The 19,038-nt window shown below is 46.9% G+C and carries 18 protein-coding genes and 2 pseudogenes; 4 read left to right on the top strand and 16 right to left on the bottom strand.

Annotated elements, in window-relative coordinates:
* Positions 1–3 precede the first annotated feature (3 nt).
* On the top strand, positions 4–3,207 hold the full coding sequence (locus H6G00_RS26200) for an ATP-binding protein (protein ID WP_190798970.1): 3,204 nt from the start codon (positions 4–6) through the stop codon (positions 3,205–3,207).
* A gap of 23 nt (positions 3,208–3,230) precedes the next feature.
* On the opposite strand, the gene mgsA is transcribed toward H6G00_RS26200, so the two are convergent.
* From mgsA to H6G00_RS26185, 3 genes are all read right to left on the bottom strand, one after another.
* Positions 3,231–4,598, bottom strand: a complete 1,368-nt coding sequence (mgsA, locus tag H6G00_RS26195; protein ID WP_190798969.1) for a methylglyoxal synthase — start codon at positions 4,596–4,598, stop codon at positions 3,231–3,233.
* 80 nt (positions 4,599–4,678) lie between these two features.
* Positions 4,679–5,560: a class D beta-lactamase gene (blaOXA, locus tag H6G00_RS26190; RefSeq protein ID WP_190798968.1), complete on the bottom strand. Its 882-nt coding sequence runs from the start codon at positions 5,558–5,560 to the stop codon at positions 4,679–4,681.
* A 191-nt stretch (positions 5,561–5,751) separates the two neighbouring features.
* Positions 5,752–6,219: a nucleoside 2-deoxyribosyltransferase gene (locus H6G00_RS26185; protein ID WP_347278227.1), complete on the bottom strand. Its 468-nt coding sequence runs from the start codon at positions 6,217–6,219 to the stop codon at positions 5,752–5,754.
* Between the two features lie 130 nt (positions 6,220–6,349).
* Here H6G00_RS26185 and cysH point away from each other — a divergent pair, with 130 nt between their 5' ends.
* The gene (gene cysH, locus H6G00_RS26180; RefSeq protein ID WP_190798966.1) at positions 6,350–7,108 is read left to right on the top strand and encodes a phosphoadenosine phosphosulfate reductase; all 759 of its coding nucleotides are present in this window, start codon (positions 6,350–6,352) and stop codon (positions 7,106–7,108) included.
* Between the two features lie 13 nt (positions 7,109–7,121).
* Here cysH and rarD read toward each other — a convergent pair whose 3' ends face one another.
* From rarD to H6G00_RS26145, 7 genes are all read right to left on the bottom strand, one after another.
* Positions 7,122–8,030 carry an EamA family transporter RarD gene (gene rarD, locus H6G00_RS26175; protein WP_190798965.1) on the bottom strand — a complete coding sequence of 303 codons (909 nt, stop codon included), beginning with the start codon at positions 8,028–8,030 and terminating at the stop codon, positions 7,122–7,124.
* Positions 8,031–8,179: 149 nt separating this feature from the next.
* Positions 8,180–8,941: a hypothetical protein gene (locus H6G00_RS26170; RefSeq protein WP_190798964.1), complete on the bottom strand. Its 762-nt coding sequence runs from the start codon at positions 8,939–8,941 to the stop codon at positions 8,180–8,182.
* Between the two features lie 270 nt (positions 8,942–9,211).
* Positions 9,212–9,778, bottom strand: a complete 567-nt coding sequence (locus H6G00_RS26165; RefSeq protein ID WP_190798963.1) for a hypothetical protein — start codon at positions 9,776–9,778, stop codon at positions 9,212–9,214.
* A 12-nt stretch (positions 9,779–9,790) separates the two neighbouring features.
* The gene (locus H6G00_RS26160; RefSeq protein WP_190798962.1) at positions 9,791–10,729 is read right to left on the bottom strand and encodes a hypothetical protein; all 939 of its coding nucleotides are present in this window, start codon (positions 10,727–10,729) and stop codon (positions 9,791–9,793) included.
* Positions 10,730–11,171: 442 nt separating this feature from the next.
* Complete coding sequence (locus tag H6G00_RS26155; protein WP_190798961.1) at positions 11,172–12,275, bottom strand: hypothetical protein; 1,104 nt, start codon at positions 12,273–12,275, stop codon at positions 11,172–11,174.
* A gap of 236 nt (positions 12,276–12,511) precedes the next feature.
* Entirely contained in the window at positions 12,512–13,606 is a 1,095-nt protein-coding gene (gene cax / locus H6G00_RS26150; protein ID WP_190798960.1) for a calcium/proton exchanger, read from the bottom strand.
* Positions 13,607–13,702: 96 nt separating this feature from the next.
* Entirely contained in the window at positions 13,703–13,963 is a 261-nt protein-coding gene (locus H6G00_RS26145) for a hypothetical protein (protein ID WP_190682040.1), read from the bottom strand.
* Between the two features lie 267 nt (positions 13,964–14,230).
* Between H6G00_RS26145 and H6G00_RS26140 the strand changes: the two genes are divergently transcribed.
* Complete coding sequence (locus H6G00_RS26140; protein WP_190798959.1) at positions 14,231–14,662, top strand: DoxX family protein; 432 nt, start codon at positions 14,231–14,233, stop codon at positions 14,660–14,662.
* Here H6G00_RS26140 and H6G00_RS26135 read toward each other — a convergent pair.
* From H6G00_RS26135 to H6G00_RS26110, 6 genes and pseudogenes are all read right to left on the bottom strand, one after another.
* Positions 14,626–15,168 (bottom strand): pyridoxamine 5'-phosphate oxidase family protein, encoded by a 543-nt coding sequence (locus H6G00_RS26135; protein ID WP_190798958.1) that lies wholly within the window; start codon positions 15,166–15,168, stop codon positions 14,626–14,628. The genes H6G00_RS26140 and H6G00_RS26135 overlap by 37 nt on opposite strands.
* A 99-nt stretch (positions 15,169–15,267) precedes the next feature.
* Complete coding sequence (locus tag H6G00_RS26130; RefSeq protein WP_190682052.1) at positions 15,268–15,438, bottom strand: PCP reductase family protein; 171 nt, start codon at positions 15,436–15,438, stop codon at positions 15,268–15,270.
* Between the two features lie 324 nt (positions 15,439–15,762).
* Positions 15,763–15,978 (bottom strand): hypothetical protein, encoded by a 216-nt coding sequence (locus tag H6G00_RS26125; RefSeq protein WP_190798957.1) that lies wholly within the window; start codon positions 15,976–15,978, stop codon positions 15,763–15,765.
* Between the two features lie 315 nt (positions 15,979–16,293).
* Positions 16,294–16,571, bottom strand: a pseudogene (locus H6G00_RS26120) (2Fe-2S iron-sulfur cluster-binding protein).
* Between the two features lie 374 nt (positions 16,572–16,945).
* Entirely contained in the window at positions 16,946–18,082 is a 1,137-nt protein-coding gene (locus H6G00_RS26115; protein ID WP_190798956.1) for a hypothetical protein, read from the bottom strand.
* A 17-nt stretch (positions 18,083–18,099) separates the two neighbouring features.
* Positions 18,100–18,522 carry a hypothetical protein gene (locus tag H6G00_RS26110; protein ID WP_190798955.1) on the bottom strand — a complete coding sequence of 141 codons (423 nt, stop codon included), beginning with the start codon at positions 18,520–18,522 and terminating at the stop codon, positions 18,100–18,102.
* A 229-nt stretch (positions 18,523–18,751) separates the two neighbouring features.
* Here H6G00_RS26110 and H6G00_RS26105 point away from each other — a divergent pair.
* Positions 18,752–18,925 (top strand): annotated as a pseudogene (locus tag H6G00_RS26105) (Uma2 family endonuclease); the annotation flags it as partial.
* Positions 18,926–19,038: the final 113 nt, after the last annotated feature.

Below are 19,038 nucleotides of genomic sequence, written 5' to 3'. Positions count from 1 at the left end.
ATCATGCACTCCTGGTTTCGTCATCCCTGCTTATCTAGCCTCCGCTTTCGCCTAATTCTGCTCGTTCTTCTGGCAGTCATTCCAGCACTAGGGCTAATTCTGCATACGGCTAATACTCAACGACAGAGCGCGGCTAGAAACGCGCAGGAAAGCCTGCTGCGACTGACAAAGTCTACGGCTGCTAGTCAGCGTCAAGCAATTGAGGGGGCACGACAATTGTTGATCGCGCTTTCCCAAGTACCTGCAATTCATGAACTAGATACCGAAGCCTGTAACCAACTGCTGGCTAATCTATTAAAGCAATATCGTTCTTACGCAGGTTTTGTGGTAGCAGATGCAGCAGGTAACTTAACTTGTAGTGCCCCTGCAACAACACAGTCGATTAGCGTAGCCGATCGCGCTTACTTTCGTCTTGCGCTTGCTAATCGTGACTTTGCCATCGGCGAATATCAGGTAGAGCGAATTACAGGTAAGTCTACGCTCAATTTTGGTTATCCCATTTTAGATGAATCGGGGAAAGTAAGGGCGATCGTCAGTGCAGCATTAGATCTGGACTGGATGGATCGATTAGCTGCCGAAGCAGAGTTACCAGAAGGCTCGACCGTTACCGTAACCGACCGCAACGGAACGATTTTAGTTCGCTACCCAGATTCACAAGATTGGGTCGGCAAGTCTGTCCCGAATGCTCCTATCACCCAAAGGATTTTGGCTCAGCGCGAGGGTACGACTGAAGCCACTAGTTTAGATGGGGTTGAGCAGCTTTATGCATTTACCACATTGGGTAATGGCTCTCATGGCTCTTTTGATCAAGATGTCCATATCAGAATTGGAGTGCCCAGAAACGTTGCTTTTGCAGAAGCTAACCAACTGCTCGTGGAAAATCTGGTTGGGCTAGGATGCGTCACTGTTTTGGCGCTGACGGCTGCCTGGTTTGGGGGAGATATTTTTCTCACCCGCAAAGTGCAATCCCTCGTACAAACTGCTCAACAGCTCAAAAGTGGCGACCTGAGCGCCCGCACTGAACTAGCTGACGATACGGGAGAGCTGGGGCATTTGGCACGCGCCTTTGATGAAATGGCAGCGGCGATCGCCGCTCGTGAACAGGCGATCGCCAGCCTCAATCAGGATTTGCAAACGCTGTTTGAAGTGATTCCAATTGGCGTGCTGATTACCCAAGATCCAGAGTTTAGGCAGGTCAAAGCCAACCCAGCCTTTACCAAAATGTTGGGAAGTATCCCAGATGCCAATGTTTCTTACACCCCCGCTGATGCTCCGCCTCCGTCCTACAAAATCATTCAGGAAGGACGCGAACTCACGCCCAATGAATTTCCCTTGCGCTATGCCGCCCTGCACAATGTAGAAATCAAAGGAACAGAGGTCGATATTGTCCGAGCAGATGGCAGTCGCTTTAGCTTGTTTGGTTATGCCAAACCTCTGCTCGATGAGCAAGGACAGGTTAGAGGCTCAGTCGCAGCATTTCTAGATATTAGCGATCGCAAGCAAGCCGAAGCCGAGCGCGAACAACTGCTGCATCAGCTAGAGACAAGCGTCGGACAGCTTGAGGCAATTCTCAACAACATGACTGAGGGGTTAGTGATTGCTGACCCGCAAGGCAACATGTTGACGTTTAATCCGGCGGCGCTTGCCCTGCATGAGTATGACACCGTCGAGCAAGTACGACGGCACCTGCAAGAGCTTCCAGACACCTTTGAGGTGCATGATTTGCAGGGCAACTTTGTCTCCGTAGAGCAGTGGCCGATCGCTAGAGCGCTCAACGGTGAAACCTTCTCCAACTATGAGATTCAGGTTCGTCGTCGAGATACTGACAAAACCTGGATTGGCAGCTACAGCGGCACTCCCGTACAAGATAAACAAGGAAAAGTCATTCTGGCAATTGTTACGATCCGCGACGTGACCAAACAGCATCAAGCGCAGCTCGAACTTGCCCGTAGCCTGACCGCCGAGCAAACAGCTAGAGCCAACGCAGAAGCCGCAAATCGCATTAAAGATGAGTTTTTAGCCATTCTTTCCCACGAATTGCGAACTCCACTGAACCCGATTTTGGGCTGGTCTAAGCTGCTGCGATCACGCTCATTTGATGCCGCAACCACCGACCGCGCCCTGGAAACCATTGAGCGCAATGCCAAACTGCAAACCCAACTGATCGAAGACCTGCTGGATGTTTCCCGCATTCTCCAGGGCAAACTGCGGCTGGACAACATCCCGGTCGATCTAGCAACAACCATTCAAGCCGCAATTGAAACGGTTCAGCTCGCGGCAACCACAAAGTCGATTAACCTTCAGGCTGTGCTTGACCCAACCGTTGGTAAGGTTTCTGGCGATCCGGGTCGCTTGCAGCAGGTCATTTGGAATTTGCTCTCCAATGCCGTCAAATTCACGCCTCCAGGCGGACAAGTTGAGGTGAGGCTGTCATTAGTCAAGGGTCACGGGTCATGGGTGAAAGGTCAGCAATTCAAAACAGATCCCCAAGGACAAAGGACGAATTACGCTCAGATCACCGTCATCGACACGGGCAAAGGAATTACTCCCGACTTCCTGCCTCATGTGTTTGATGCCTTTCGTCAGGCTGATGGAGCAACCACGCGACAATTTGGGGGACTGGGACTGGGATTGGCGATCGCCCGGCATTTAGTTGAACTACACGGTGGCACGATCACGGTAGCCAGCCCCGGAGAAGAGCAGGGATCGACCTTTACCGTCCGGCTACCGCTGCTGAAGGATGAGGAGGCAGGGATAAAGGATGCAACCGATCCCCTTCATCCTTCATCCTTCATCCCTCATCCTTTAAAGTCGCTGCGTGTTTTGCTAGTCGATGACGACACGGACACCCGTACTTTCTTCGCGTTTGTATTAGAGCAGGCTGGAGCCGAGGTGATTGCAGTGGCATCCGCAGAAGCAGCACTACACACACTGACACACACCAAACAAGACCTATTGTTGAGCGACATTGGAATGCCGGACATGGACGGATACGCATTGCTCAAGCAGGTGAGAAGCCTACCACCCGAGCAAGGCGGCAACATTCCAGCGATCGCCCTCACTGCCTACGCAGGAGAACTGAATCAGCAACAAGCCCTGACAGCAGGGTTTCAACAGCACCTCGCAAAACCTGTTGAACCAGAAGAATTAATCAAAGCGATTGCGGCACTAAAAATTGGCGAGCGGACTTTCAACCAAGAAAGCTGAAGATTCGTTTTAGCCCTTATCCTTCATCCTTCTCCCGCTTCATCCTTTTTCTCTTGCTCAACTGCATCCTCAATAGCCGCAATTTCCCCCTCAACTTCGGCAGCGACTTCTTCCTGAGTAGGTGCCACTGCTACGGGCGGGGCAAACACCAGCAGTCCTTGTGGAATACACTCAATCTCAACGGGTGTGGTGCCAACAATTTCTCCATCAACTACAACCTTTTGGGGTGGGTCAGTCGTTACCGTGAGTCGTTGGGTTCGCAGACAGATAATGTCTTCCCGATTGGTAGCAGTTTTGATCAGCGCGGAACCAAACAAATTCAGCATCGTGTCGATCGCCTGGAGCCGAGTATTTGCAGTGCTGATCGTCACATCTAGCAGCCCATCATCCACAAGCACCTGCCCAAAGCCTTGAGCTAACACAGAAGTCGGAGGCGCAACGTTAGCAATGGTGATTGCTCCTGCTTGACACTCGCTGACGGTGCCACTAACGTCAATTTGGGCAAGAAATTGCTCCTGCTGCCCAAATTGCTGCACCCCTGCCAGAATGTAAGCCAAAACGCCCAGGCGATTTTTCAGGTCGCGATTGGCCCGGTCAATCGTTTCTGCCTCAAACCCAATTCCAGCCAGCAAAATCATCGGCGCACCGTTACAGCGGGCTGCATCTACAGTGCGCGTTAGCCCAGACAAAATTGTCTGGCAGGCTCCCTGCACGGCTCTAGGAATTCCCAATGCAACGGAGAAAGCGTTGGCTGTGCCCCTTGGAATCACACCCAAAGGAACGCCTGTGCCAATCACCCCAGCCGCCGCCGCAGAGATGGTGCCGTCGCCTCCCGAAGCCAAAATCATGTCGGCTCCAGCGGCGATCGCCTCCTGCGCGACCTGCTTAACGTCGTCTTCTGGAGTCGTGGTGTGAACCGTCAGCAGCATGTGTGGCTGCAACAATTCTCGGATTTGGGACAACGCCTCCACAGGATTGCTCTGACCCGCAACCGGATTGAAAATTAGAAAAGCATTCTTGGTGTTAGAGAGTTGAGAAGCGATCGCCTCCGCAGTCGCCAGATTGGTCGCAAACAAAACATTATGCACCTCACAGATCCGCAGCAGGGCGCGAATATCAGGTTCGTGGGGCTGAGCATAGAGCGGATCAAGCAAAAAAATTACCGCAGCGACATCCCCTGTCGTCACCTCGGCCGCAATCTGAGCATCCCCACCCAACGGTCCAGACAGCTTACATTCGACCGTTAAATCCGTCCCAGCCTGAACCCTTTCTCCTGTTGTGCCGGTAGCAATGAGTCGGTAGCGAGACAGAAGATAGACATACTTCTGAGCAAACGCCACCATATCGCCTTTTTTGCGATCGTGGGCAATCAGAGCAATCGTTGGAGGCATATAAAACAGGGATTTTCTCTCAATTTAACTACTAATCGTAGGGGAAAGGGGAAAACACACCCTTTTCCCCTTTCCCCAAATCAAAACAACCCTAACGCTTGAAGACTGCGTCGCGTCACTTCGATGCGGGCGGGAAAGTCATCTTCGTCTTGCGTGGCGATGTTGGTCGCAAAGAAGTAGACGTTATCGTTCTGTTCTAAATAACCGACAAACCAGCCCAGTTTTGGCCAGCCCGTGGTGATGGTGTCCAAGCCCGTTTTGCCGCGCAGTACATAGTCCGGAGTGCGCTCAACTACCATGATGTCTTTAACCAAATCAATAGTGCGTTGGGAGAAAGGCAACTCGTTTCGATAGAGTTTCTGCAAAAACTCTATTTGCTGATGGGGGGTGATTCGCAGCGGACCTTCTAACCAAAAGCGATCGATCGCTTCGACCGTTCCAATATTGCGATTGCCATACTCAACCTGATTCACAAAATCCTGCATTCGCTCATGTCCAACTTTGCGAGCCAGGACTTGATAAAACCAGATGGTTGAATCTTTGAACCCCTGGCGCAGATTAGTGTCGCGGTTCCAACTCGGAAATTCACGCTCGATTCCATCCCAGGTCAAAACGGTTACGTCATCGCGGATTACACCCGTCTCCAAAGAGACGAGCGCATTCAAAATCTTGAACGTGGACAAAGGGAAGAAGGCTGTCGTGTTACGGGTGGGGTTGTGTTCATAGAATTGATTTGCGTTCTGGTCGTAGATCAACACAGAACCTTCTAGCCCAAGCTGCTCAAAGGGTTGCGATAGATCAACCTGGGCGATCGCCACTTCTTCCACCTGCGCTCCTGACACCCCTGCGAAGGCAGCCTGATTGCCGTTGAGGTGTCCCCCAATCAGGAGGGCAAGTAGGCTCGCTAGAGCAAGCAGGAGGAGCGATCGCCATTTAGACAGAATCTTTCTAGCTTGATGCATGATGCTTCTTGATAGAACTGCTTCCGAGAATCCGTAGGGATACACCCCAGGGTCGGATAGTTCCAGAAACCCAGGCTCAGATTTGGGGATTTGCGAGAGAGCCTGTCAGGGCAAACAGCCGCTCGCCCCTACTGAAACACCGTCAGTTGTGCAAAGGTTTCCTTTCCCCGAAATGCCTTAGATCTTGCTTCCTATGCAACACTCAGCCAGCGGTAGAGAGCCTTTTGCTCAGATTTAACTTCGTCTAGGGAGGTGTAGTAGTAGTCTTTCCAGTTCTTTTCAGGCAGCCCTGAGAAAACCATCAGGTTGAGTGGGTAAAGCTCACTATCCGTACAGCGGCGGAAATCATCGCGAAATAGGAAAATAGCTTTGTGAAGGGCGATCGCCATTCCCAGTTCAACCATGACCCCTTCATCGGGCGGCGTTCCATTCACGACAGCAAAAATGCCATCACAGTTTTTCACATCATTGAAATCTGCCTGTGCGACCTGGTAAGCCCAGCCGACTTGGGAGAAATCGACCTGATTGTTGCGCTCAAATGGCTCCCAAACTTCTGCCCCTAGCGCCTCTAGCACCTGAACGATGGGCGGCAACAGCAACGCCTTTTGTTGTTGAGAAAACCCGTAGGGGCTAGCTAAATAAATTGTCTTGCGCGTCACCTTTGTCTCCCAATTACTGCATAATCCGAGATGCATTCTAAAAGCATCGTGCCAAGCTTGTTTGTATCATGCGATTATCTGAAAGGAGGCAGCGATCGCACAAAGTCACATGGATCTGAAGGAAAGTTGAATGACTAGCTTGAAATGGGGGCAAACCGCAATCAACCTGAACGAAGTCAATCAGCAGTTTGCAGAAGCAGACGCAGTTCAGATTGTGCAATGGGCGGTTGATACGTTTGACAGCGGCTTGGCAATGACGACGAGCTTTGGCATTCACTCTGCTGTAATGCTGCATATGGTGACATGCATCGTTCCTGACATTCCGGTGATCTGGATTGATACGGGCTATTTGCCCACTAAAACTTACCTCTTTGCAGACCAGTTGAGCGATCGCCTCAAGCTCAACCTCAAGGTCTATCAGTCTTCCCTTAGCCCTGCTCGAATGGAAGCCCTTTATGGTCGGCTGTGGGACCAAAACGATGTGGAGTCGCTTAATCGTTATGACCAACTCCGCAAAGTCGAGCCGATGCAGCGAGCCCTGCGCGAGTTAAACGTTACCGCATGGCTGGCTGGGCTTCGCAGCAGCCAAACCGATCACCGTAAAACGCTGGATTTCATTAACCTTCAGGGCAGCATTTACAAGGTGCTACCGATTCTGCGGTGGAGTTCTAAGCAAGTGTATGACTACCTTCAAGCCTATGACTTGCCCTATCATCCGCTGTTTGATGAAGGCTATGTCACGGTGGGCGATTGGCACTCTAGCCGCCCCCTCACCGCTACAGATGAGGACGAACGCGACACCCGCTTTAATGGCTTGAAGCAGGAATGTGGAATTCACTTACCGCAAAGCTTAGGAGAATCAGCTAGCCTCGACTCTAGTTCGCTGTAAGCCGTTGCAGCAATCAACTCGCTCGCTGGCTCATCAAAGATGAAGTGGAATACAAAATCAGGGCTGTCCAAATCAGCCCAAACGTGATCGCGTGAGTCAAGGTAAACGGTTCACGGTAGAGCCACAGGGCTAACACAAGCTGCAAACTGGGAGCCAGATATTGAAAGAATCCCAATGTGGAAAGCCTCAACCGTTTAGCCGCATTGTTAAACCACAGCAGTGGCAGTGAAGTTGTCACCCCTGCACCAATAAACAGCAAACTGGTTGCCCAACTTGTGCCAAAGTGTCCTGTGCCTGTCGCGGCCCAATAGCCAGTGGCAGCAAGGGCGATCGGAGTAACGAGTAACGTTTCCATTGCCAATCCGGCCATTGGCGCAACGGGCACCACTTTTCGCAACAAGCCGTAGCAGGCAAAGGAAAACGCCAACACTAGCGCAATCCAGGGAACTTCTCCCAGTTGCCAGATAAAGTTCGCAACTCCGAGTCCTGCTAAAACTACAGCCAGGGTTTGCCATCGGTTTAACTGTTCTTTGAGAAACACAAATCCGAGCAGGACGTTCACAAGCGGGTTGATGAAGTATCCTAAGCTGGTTTCTACGACGCGATCGGCATTTACGGCGTAGATGTAAAGTCCCCAATTAAAAGTGAGTAGTGAGGCAGTTAAAAAGAGAGTGGAGAGATGAGTGGGCGATCGCCAGATTTTAGCAAATTCAGCTCTGCGCCGTTGCAGCAGCAATAACCCGGTGAGAAACACCATTGACCAAATGATGCGATGGCTAAGAACTTCTATAGGCGGAATCTGCCCAAAAAACTTCCAATAAATGGGCAGTAGCCCCCAGGATGAATAGGCAAAAATAGCATACAAAGCACCCGTTTTAGTTGTAGTGCTGGGAGATGCAGAATGATCAGGATTGCGGTTCAAAGGAATTTAGTGGAGAGCATACAATCCCTATCCTAAAGCCCCTATCCTAAAGCGTAGTATGAACTTTTTTGGGTTAGCTGCACCAGAGGGATGGAAAGAACACATCCACGGGTAGATTGAATTCTCACATAATTACTACGTGGTCTTGTTTAATTGTGAGAACCGTTTTTATTAGGGATAGATGTAGGATCGAGGTTCTTCACGTACTTTTGCAAAGATGCGATCGAGCGGTAGTTATTTTCTACATACCGAACGATCAGGCTCATTCGAGTAAACAATTTCTCTAGAGAAACGATCCGTTTTTCGATGGCCATTACATCTTGCTCTACTTTTACCATTTGATTAAGGGTAAGGTTTTCACTTTCAATAGAGCTTTCGATCAGCGAAAGGCGATTTTCAAAAGTACCAATGGGTTGAGTTCCTGTTTCAATTTGCTGCTCTAAACGCTGCTCCATCTTTAGAAATTCTTCAGTTGAGATTCCATCAACTTGCTGAACTAGGCTTTCAACCTGAGCCAGTCGATTCTCTAGATTGGCAAATGATTCGCTCAACTCTTTAACTTGTTGTTCTAACTTATAGTCCCTTCTCAAGTAGGTCTCAATTGCACGGATGCGGTTTTCTAAGGTTGTGGTAGATTGAATGCGATCGTGCGACTGCTGGATTAAACAGCTAAATTTTACTAATAGTTCTTCTACCGTACGCGTTTGATCAACGTCAGAATCGCTAGAGGGATTGGAAGCAGCAGTATAGCTGGCATCAGGATTGCTCTGAGCTACAGTAGCAGTGGTCGTTGGGGCTTCTACGACTGGGGCGACTGGAGCAACTGCCTTAGCTTCTAAACTACGGTTGACTAACGTCACCAACCATTTTGCAACAGCCATTACGGTTTCTTCAACTACAACCTGTAGCATCGTATTAGGATTTTGAACTGTATCTGAACTTTGATCTGCTGGAGAGTTAATTGGTTGCTGACAAGGTTGAGACTTTTTGGAGTTAAGGAATCCTGATATCCAACGCATAGTTACACCAGTCCAATATTTTAAAGGTGACACAAAGGGCAGAAACCAGCCCCCTGTACCCCGTCTGATACAACCAAGAACCTGTAGAAGGGATGAGCAGCCCACGCTTTAGGCTGCTCATTTCCCATCTCACAATTAACCCAACTCAATGGGGAAATTGCTTTAAGAGCCTGATTCACTTGAGTTAACTGGGATTAGTTTGTAAAGAGTGTTGTTTTCTGACCCATTAGCTTCGCGTTGATTGGATGTGGTTACTTCCTCGGTTGTACAGCGAACCGCATCAGCCGTGCTTTTTACAGTGTCGTTGACATTCTCGGCTGTATTTTGCACAGTGTTGATTGTGTCTTTCACCGTGCCGCCGATACCTTCAGCTGTCTCTCTAACCACGTCACTAACCTCTTTGGCCGTATCATTTACGCCCGTAGCAACGCTCTGCACTGCATCACCCACTCCCCTGACCGCGTCGTCAACGCTATTAGCAGCCCTTTTAACGGTGGAACCAACTCTCCGGACGGTTTGATTAATGCGGTTGACAATGGACCGATTGGACAAAGCAGTGGCAACTCCACCAATAGTGGCTCCAACGAGTGCACCAACCGCAATTTGAGTTAAGGCGTGACTTGACCCATCCGAGATATCATCAGAACCGATGTAGTCTATAGATGTGTCTACATCTCCCAATTCAGCATCATCCGATTCAGCTAGAGCTTCATTACTGTCCGTGACCATCATTCTCTCCTTCTAGGGGCTTGGGTGACTGATTTCAACATCTGCAAACAAACCCTCTTGAAGAGCTGCTTCGGTGTTTTCTTGGATTTTTTGCTCAATCTCTCCTTGACCGGTTCCTTCTGTCAGAGCAAGAAAATCTTCATCCGCTTGCAACGCATTCATGAGTTCTATATCAACATCAGATTGAACAGGTACTATTGCTTCGGTTTGCGGTACTTGAGCAATCACCTGTTGATTAGAGTTGCTAGTCTCTTCAGTCACCGCTTTAAGGGTTTCTGATGTTTCTTGAGCAGCACGACTTACTCGCTCTGTTGTTGCTTGCACAGCCTCTAACGTTGCCGTTTTAGCTTGCTGTGCACCTTTGGTCACATCTTTGACAGTCTGGTCTACCTGATTAGCGGTTGTTTGTGCAACCCCTGCTGCTGCCGTTTTGATTTGCTGTGTGCCCTCAGCGATGCCCTGTACTGCGTCCTGAGTTGAACCACTGATTGCGTATCCTAAGCCTTCACCAACGCTCTTGGTCGCATCAACAACGCCACTAGCAGCATGGCTTAAACCTTCACCAACGGTTTTGGAAGCGCGGTCTACTCCTTGAACTGCGTGTTTGAAACCTTGAGATGTCTTCCGGTTAGCTAATGCCCCTGCGAGCGCACCAACCGTTGCACCGACTAATCCTCCGACGATCAATCGGGTTAGAGAAGGATTAACCCGTTTCTCTACAGGTTTCCTTTCAACGGTATTTTGGTCAAAATTAGGTTTTTGCTCGACCTGAACAGTTACAGGAGTTACGTCAGCAGTTCGGACATTAGTCGGTTGGACATTAGTCGGCTGAACGTTAGTTGGCTGAACATTAGTCGGTCGGACATTGGTAGGATGAGCATTCTCTTGGCTTGTGCTACCCACTGAAAACTTTTCTTCGTCTTGAACGACGGGTCTCTGATCGCTGATCATGGTTGCTCTTCCTTTGTAAAAATGATTTAACGCAAGGCAAAAAGGCAAGTTAAGGGAGTATTCTTAAACGTACTAAAAAGTTATTACGAGAAAGATTGGTGTGCCTGTACCAAACGTTATAACTACTGAATTTAACACCTCCATAAAAAACTCAACTAACCTAGAGAGGTATATGTAGCAATACTTCCGGGCATCTATAGCTATAGCTATACAGGTTAGAAACTAAAAGGGAGGTAGGGTAAAGCTCTACCTCCCTTTTAGTTTCTAGTTTATGTAACCAGCATTACAAAATCGGAATGCTTTCTACCAACCCACTGACAAGTGGAGATTACATCTTTAGCCAGATGGCACTATTCTCCGCTTCACACAGCCCCAACGTTTATAGAAGGCAATGTTCAAGTTATAGGAACAGGTGTTCCTGGTATTGCTGGTTTATTTAACCCTAGAACTGATTCCAAGATTGAACTACTTCCTGGAGCGCTTCAGGCAAATTATCTTGCTCTAGATCAATGTATTCAACTCGGCTACCCATTGCGTAGAAGGTAGTCGTTGGATAATCGGCAAGTGCAACATCAGTAATGTATCTTAACCCATTTAGATTAGGGAATCTTTGGTCTTCTAAAAGCTGCTGAAACTGCTCTACCTGTTCTGGTGAAAGGCGACTTTCAACCACTGGGTCAGAGGGGCGAGGAGAGCTTGGTTGCGACACCTGGCGATAAATCGTGCCATCCGCCGTTAAAATCACTTCAGAGACAATCCCTGCAAAACCACCAGACGTCACGGCTCGAAAGACAACTGCGCTGTCGATCGGTTCAGGAGTCCCTCCATCTGTTGGAATAAAGGATGGGGTCAAGTTACCGCTTGCTGTAGAGTTTTGCACAATGCGTGAGCCATCTTCGCTCAAGTGATAAACCCAGCTTTGATCTTCTCCAGCCACGATTACCTGCCAGCCCGAAATCGCAATCCTGGTGCAAGCCTGGTCAGGGGCATAGATTCCCATGCAGCCATCCCACACTCTGGGCTGCGCTTCCGTAATGCGTAGGCTGTTGATCGACACGCTCTCTTCTTGAGCAATCGTTTGGAGCAGGCGATCGCGCGCTTCGGGCAGCAGATCGTTGTTCTGATTGGTTTCCAATCTAATCACCTGCGCGGTCATGTCGGTGCGATAAACCCAGTTTTGTTGACCGTTAGTCAGTTCCACTCGCCAACCTTCGACCGTTGCTGTGGCACAGCGTTCGTTCGCGGCAGCTAGTCCAAGGCAGCTATCGGGCCAGGTTTGTCGGTCAAAGCTAACAATTTCTAAGTTGCGTTGGGGAATGTCAAGACGTTGGGACAAGTCGCGCTGCACCTGTCGCGCGACCGCTCGCGGCAACCGATTTTGAGAGGATTGATTGGAGTTTGCTTGAGCGATCGCTGAATTGGCAAGCTGTGGTGAAGCTGTTGCAGCTTGCTGAGGAGCAGCCAACACTACAAGACCCATTAAAGCTAGCGACCAAATGCCGCAAAATGATCTAGCTCCTGCTTGTGATGAACTGTGGCGAGACATAAGTTCAGTACCGGGATAAAGGATGTCAAGTACGATTCCTTTACCTTAGCTAGCAGACCAGCGAACCTTGGTTCTGTTGCAAAAATAGTTACAGGAAATACAGTTGCAGGAAATACGGAGGGCGATTGCTACCGCTTAGGAGCATGAATTTAACAAAGTACAGTATTTCGGTTAGGGGCTTGGCAATGCCAAGCCCGTACAGCAGGGAATTAGGCAGTTTAATTAATTCATGTTCCCTAATAAATCGGATGGTAGTAAAAAGCCACGCCCAGCAGAAAGTAAGTCGCCAACAAAAACGCACCATCCAGCCAGTTAGACCGTCCGCCTGACAAGATCAAATTACTTACAATTACAGTGATAGCCAGCGCAATCACCTCAAACGTGTTGAAATTGAGGTCAATGGGTTGCCCCATTGCCTGCCCCATAAACACCAGAATCGGTGCAACAAACAGCGCAATCAGTAAACTATCGCCTGTCACCGTGGCAACTGCCAGATCCATCTGGTTTTTCATCGCGAGGCGAACGACCAATACATAACCTGCCACATCACTAATTAACGGCAGCAAGATCACACCTGTAAACAAAGGTGTGAGTCCCAGACGAGATGTTTCCTGCTCGACAACGCCGACAAACAGTTCTGACTCAACCGCAATGGCGATCGTAGATGCAAGTAACACACCTAGCCAAAGCAACAAACGACGCACTCCTTTATCCGGAACATCAGCTCCAGGTTCCAGGATCGGTTCTTCAGAGATACCAATATCGTAGAGAAAACTGTGGGTTTTTAGAGAGAATAATAACGTTAGTCCATACACCACAATCAATGCCCCTGCGGTGATTAGAGAAAGATTGCGAATGGATGATGCGTCGACGATTTTAGATGTGTTAATGACGAGAGTGGGAAGGGCGATCGCCACGGCTGCTAGCGTCATTGAGGAACCATTCACCCGTGCCAAAATCGGTTTAAATTCCTGCTCTTTGTAGCGCAGCCCACCCGTAAATAGTCCCAAACCTAACAGTAACAGCAGGGCACCAATAATACTTCCCGTGATACTTGCTTCTACAATATCAACTAACCCTGCGCGGAGGGCAGTCAGGGCAATAATTAGCTCCGTTGCATTGCTAAACACAGCATTGATTAATCCGCCAAAGCTTGGACCTGTGACAACAGCAATCTTTTCTGTTGCGGTGGTTAGCCAGATTGAGAGGGGAACGATCGCCAATGCAGAAGTAACGAATACTGCCGTTTCGCCCCAATGTAGCTGCTCAGCGGCGATCGAGATTGGGACAAAGATCAGCAGAATGAGCGGAATGATCGTTCTGAGAGCCATAACAATTTAAAGCATTAAAAAGTAAAAGTTAGAAATTCAGAGTGAGAATTTGAGGAATTTTGAGTTTTTGGGTTTTAGGTTATCCATTTCCCTATGTTAATCATCCCCTGAATCAGCACTTTCTTCTTCTAGCGCTTCTTGAATGAAGATTTTAGCGAGGCGATCGTACATTCCAGCGCCAATATACTGAGGATATTTATGGCTTCTGCTGTAGACCCAAACCAATTCATCAAATAGGAAGATGCGGATATCTTCAGTCCAGCTTTTACACAGAGGAATCAAAGAATTGGCAGTATTGAGAGCATCTGTCCAACGCTCAAACTCTTGTGAGAAGCCAGGAGTAACAACCTTAAACATGATACAAATTACAAGACAACCCCAATTTTCCCACGAGATCTAGCAGTCCTGAAAATCATTTGTGAGCTAACTTAAGCCATCTTAGCAACACCTTATATAAGCTATAGGAGCAATTCGCGAATCGCCCCTGCAATGGATCTGCAACCAGAGAAGTTATTGTACGTGACAGCGCTACATAGAGAGCGATCGCACTAACCCTGGACAGACGCAGAATTGAGCAGCGATCGCTACACTGACAGGTATTTTGAACTGAATCAATCATTACCCATGAATTCCACCACTCACTCCTCCCATCGCCGTAAAGAGATTTTGCGTGGCATTTTGGCTGTTTGTATCATTATTGTTGGCATTACTCATTTTATCCGTCCAGAACAATATGCTCGGATTGTGCCGCCGCCCTTTCCGCCGCTAACATCTGTTTATGTGAGTGGATTCTTTGAAATCTTGGGTGGAATTGGCTTGATGATTCCACTGGTGAGTGTTGCGGCTGCATGGGGACTTATTTCTTTGTTTATTGCGGTATTTCCTGCCAACATTTACATGACCCTGCACAATATTCCGGTTGAGGGAATTCCTCACAGTCAGGCTCTTTATATTGCCAGATTGCCCTTTCAAGCAGTGTTAATTGCCTGGGCATATTGGTATACCCGCAATCCAGAGACTCAACTAGGTGCCGAAAAAGTCGCTAAGTTAAGTTGAATTTTGGTATCCACAAGCTGATTGCCGATGGGCAAGCGATCGCCCGTAACCCAAGCCTCTGTGGGCTGAAAGTGATAAATTCGACGCGGTGAGTCGTTCAAATAATCTTCAGCCGTTCTAGGCAATACTCTACCTGAACGCTTAAACAACAGTTGCATCACAGCTTCTACCCGTGTTGGCTCAAGCTCAGCCGCCGTTCCATAGAAGTAAATACCCTGTCCCTTTCCTTCTTCTACACCAGAGTTATAGACGGCGATCGCCATCCGTCCGTTGTTGGCATACAGGTTTTGAGAATGGCGAGAGGCGATCGCTGATGACCAGTAAAAATTTAGCTGCTCATCGTAAGTAAAAAACACTGGAGACACCCAGGGAAACCCATCGGCTGAGCAGGTAGAAAGGCTGCAATAATGCACACTTTGAAGGAGCTGACGAGCTTTGGCGATCGCTTCTAGATTAGAGGAATCGATCGTGTTCACCCAACCATTTTCAGCCGTTGCAAGTTCCATTATGGACTTCCTACTTTTACGGTGTGTACATAATGCAGCCCCTTGACATCTCCATGTTGGGAGACTGTGAGCAGTTCGGTCTTGGTTAGGGAAACACTTCTAAGACCCGAAGCGCTGCTTAGCCTGCTCATAAATTTCAACAGTAATTTGAGTCACACCTGCCTCCTGAGCAAACTTTTCAATCTTCTTACGGGCAGCAGGACGAACAAAAAACGGAATTTCCTTCAGACGGGCTTCAGCTTCACTCGTCCACTCAATCGAATTGCTCATAAAAGGTCTGATTCAATACGCTGCACAACTTCTTCACTTTAATACGAATTCATCTGAGCTTATTGGCACTGATTTAAGCCCCGAACTAAAGTTCGGGCTGAACGTTAAAGTCAAACCAATTTAATTGGAGCATGTTGCAGATGTGGGTAGGGGCACACCGCAGTGCGCCCTTACAGAAATTGGTGTGTCGCGAAATCTGTTCAAGTCGGTATCAGTTGAAGCCGACTAAGATGGTTGTTGGACGAACTTTCAACCTGTCTTAACAGATTTAAGCCCCTTGTTCAAGGTGGCTTTACCAGAAAGTGATATCGCCCATCTGCTGAATCAAGCCAAAACTCGACTGAGAATGCTGATCACTTTCCCTGGACACTGCGATAAAGGCAACGGTTTACTCCACAAACCTGCCTCAGCCGCACCCAAGGTATGCTGCCTCAGAATATGCGCTCTCACATTCTCCTCCGTCCCAATCACGATCAGAGTGAGAATACGCGGATCAGCATTATCAAAGCGATCGAAATCAAACAAAAGGTTGTCTGTCATGGCAGTAAAGCTCCGTTAGTTGAGAGACTAGCCCCTAAAACTCAAAGCCACCCCCGTTGCAATTTTGTGCAGCAAAACAAGGGTGGCTAGAGGAAGTGCTAAACTGCCTAACTAGCCCACCAGACTGCCGTAATCAGTTTGGGGGTTAGTTCCTTGAGGGTGCTGGTAACACCTTCAGGGAACGCTTTAAGTCCGAGGTATTTTAGGTTGTGAGATACGAGACTACGCTAAAGAAAAGCTTTTGGCAAGTAGTCGATGTTGAAAATTTTGAGAAGGGCGATCGCCATCCCCTTTCCCTCTTCAGCCATTGCCACTTTATGCATTAAAAACTCCTTCCGGGTGAGTTTTGATTGTGCAGTTAGAAGCGGGGCGACCAATACACGTCAGCACATATCCTTCCACAAGCTGGTCTTCATCCAATACCGTTGTTCACTCTGGTTCTATATCCCTTCTACAAGCACTCCTGCACAAGTCGAGCACACCCCAGCTCGACAAGAATAGAGTAAATCTCATCCCAGCTCCTCAGTTACATTTAGCACATAAGAATCTTTTGGAACTTCAATTGTTTCATCTAATCCTGCTTCTTCACTGATTAATCGAACTTAGTAAGGCATTATTGAAAATTTCTTGCTAGTTCTCAAGTTATCTAGAGAAGCCATTCTTTGGAAGCTCTCAACTCCTTGAATAAAGAGGAATTAGTTAAAGAACTAACTCGTGCAAAACTGCTGCCCCGACAAGCTGGATTCTGCTAGGATTAGCAAGAAACAGGGTAAGTTCGACAGCTATCGGGACGTTGTCAACTCCGTTAAAGGGTTAGGAGAAAAAAGAATCCTCTCCACAATCAATGACTGGGGAAATTTTAGAGACTACAAGGCACTCTACATTCTGAAATACTTCCCACTTATAGGTGAATCTTGTTTTCACCTAGAGAAGCTAAGTATGCTGTTTTAAGCTGTCTTTATCTTGGCTACTCACTTAGTCCATAGACATCAATCCCTAATTTCTTCGAGCATTTCTGACATGGTTTTAGACCTTGATTTTTAGCCTCTTCGGAAGTCTCAAAGTAGCAAATTTGTTCCTTCTGTTTGAGATTTTCAGCTTTTGGGTAATTTGGACAACTTTCTTCAAAATGATAGACCTTACTACTTTCTTTTGCTCTAAACCGAGATCCAGATTTAGAGATAGAAGCAATTTTATCAGTAGCAGGAATTTCAAAATCACTTTTTTGTAAAGTCCAATCTAATAACTGTTCAATCTTATGCAAAGCTTTTACATCCGAATTATCATCAAGATGAATTTTGAAAGAATCAATAAATTCTTGAATGTCTGACTCAAACGGTGGAATTCGCTGCGTGTATTCTATAAGAAGTTTATTCAAAATTCTTTCTAATTTTCCATAGTTTCTATCGTCTTTTTGGCGAAAGGACTTTATGAATCTTTTAATTTTAACTGACCTTTCACTATAAAGTTCCTCTAATTCTTCTAGCTCTAGTTCAATAGGAATTTTCTTTTCCTCTAAATTCTCCATTATTCTTGAAACTCGTGAAGCAAAGTCACTATTGCTAGAATCTCTTCGCCCACTAGAGAACAAATCAATGATCCTTAAGAATAGCCAGTATTTAGAATCAGTCCTATTAAGTCTTATAAATTTCTCTCTACTGTTACTGAGAGACAATAGATCAGTAGGATTTATGTCTTGCAGCCTTTGTTGCTCAAGATTTATCTTTTTCCAAAGCTCTGCTGATGAATACTTAAAAGATTTTCCACGAAAATAGCAGGATATTAAAGACTTAATAGATTCAAAGGGAAATGTATATGGGACAAAAATTCCAAGAAATGTCCAACTAATCCAAACACCTATTAAAAAGAAGAATACATAAATGTAGTTACAGAAACGTTTCCAGAAAGTTAGTTTATCAAGATCAGAGAGTAGAAGTTTGTCGCTAGAGATAGCAAAAACATTTTGAGCCTGAATTTGATTTATATTGTTACCATAAGCAGCTTGAACCCCTCCTAGTATGGTAGAGTTCTCAACATTTTGCTGAAAGTCAGGAGTAGTAGACGTATCTCTAGAACTAGGGTCATTATGCTGTGAAGAATCCACAAGATTAACTTAACCCTTTAGAAGCCAAAATAATTCTTTGCTACACCAAGCCAACTTATTAATTGAACTAAAGCAGGTTTTACTCTATCCCAAAGAGCCTTACTCTCCTCAACAGTATTACTTGCGTCTTGAAGTGTTTCCGCCATGCCTTTAAGATTAACTTTTATTAGCTCTTTATTGGGTTCATCTCGATTAATTGCCTTGCGAGCTGCATCAAGATATACAGTTGAATCCTCCTTAAGCATTTCAGGAAGGCTCGAATTCTTTAGTAATTCACTGAGTTGCTCCAATATTATTCTTGCCTTATCTTGGTCAACTTGATTAGAAGCATTACCAGAATTGGTTAACTGAGACTGCTGAATGTCATTTCCTTGAGCGCCTTGAATTCCTCCAAATATCTGGCTGTTGCTAATTGACTGAGAGAATCTGTTGTCAGACATATACCTATACTTCCAGTTCAGTTTTCTTTGAGGTCAACCTACGATGAAGCATTCAATGGTTATTCAAACTAGACTCAAGGATTTCCAATAAATTTATACAAATAACTTTTTATCTCCTGATAAATTTCTATCACGTCTCAAAACTTTTTCAGTGATTTTAGTCACCAACCAAATTGATTTGTTCTCCAGGGCTTGCTTCTTCATTTTGGAATTGAAGCTACTGCTAGATGACCAAAATGGCAAAGTTGCTAATACATTTTGAATAGCTCCTGACTGGACAATTGAAATTTTGTCACCTGATCAAAGTCAAACAAAAGTTACCAAAAATATTCTGCACTGTCTGAATCACGGGACTCAAATGGGTTGGTTGATTGATCCAGATGAGCAAACTGTTTTTGTTTATCCCTCTTTCATCACTCTAGGCGGAGTAAAATAAGAGTGAGTTTCTCCAAAGTTAGATAGGGCAATGGTTACACCCCGCCAAGCCGTTAGTACAGTCACGTTCATCGACAACTA

Source organism: Leptolyngbya sp. FACHB-541 (genome assembly GCF_014695875.1).
Lineage (GTDB): Bacteria > Cyanobacteriota > Cyanobacteriia > Elainellales > Elainellaceae > JAAUTN01.
Note: the sequence above shows the minus strand (reverse complement) of the source record. Positions and strands in the feature narration are given on the sequence as shown.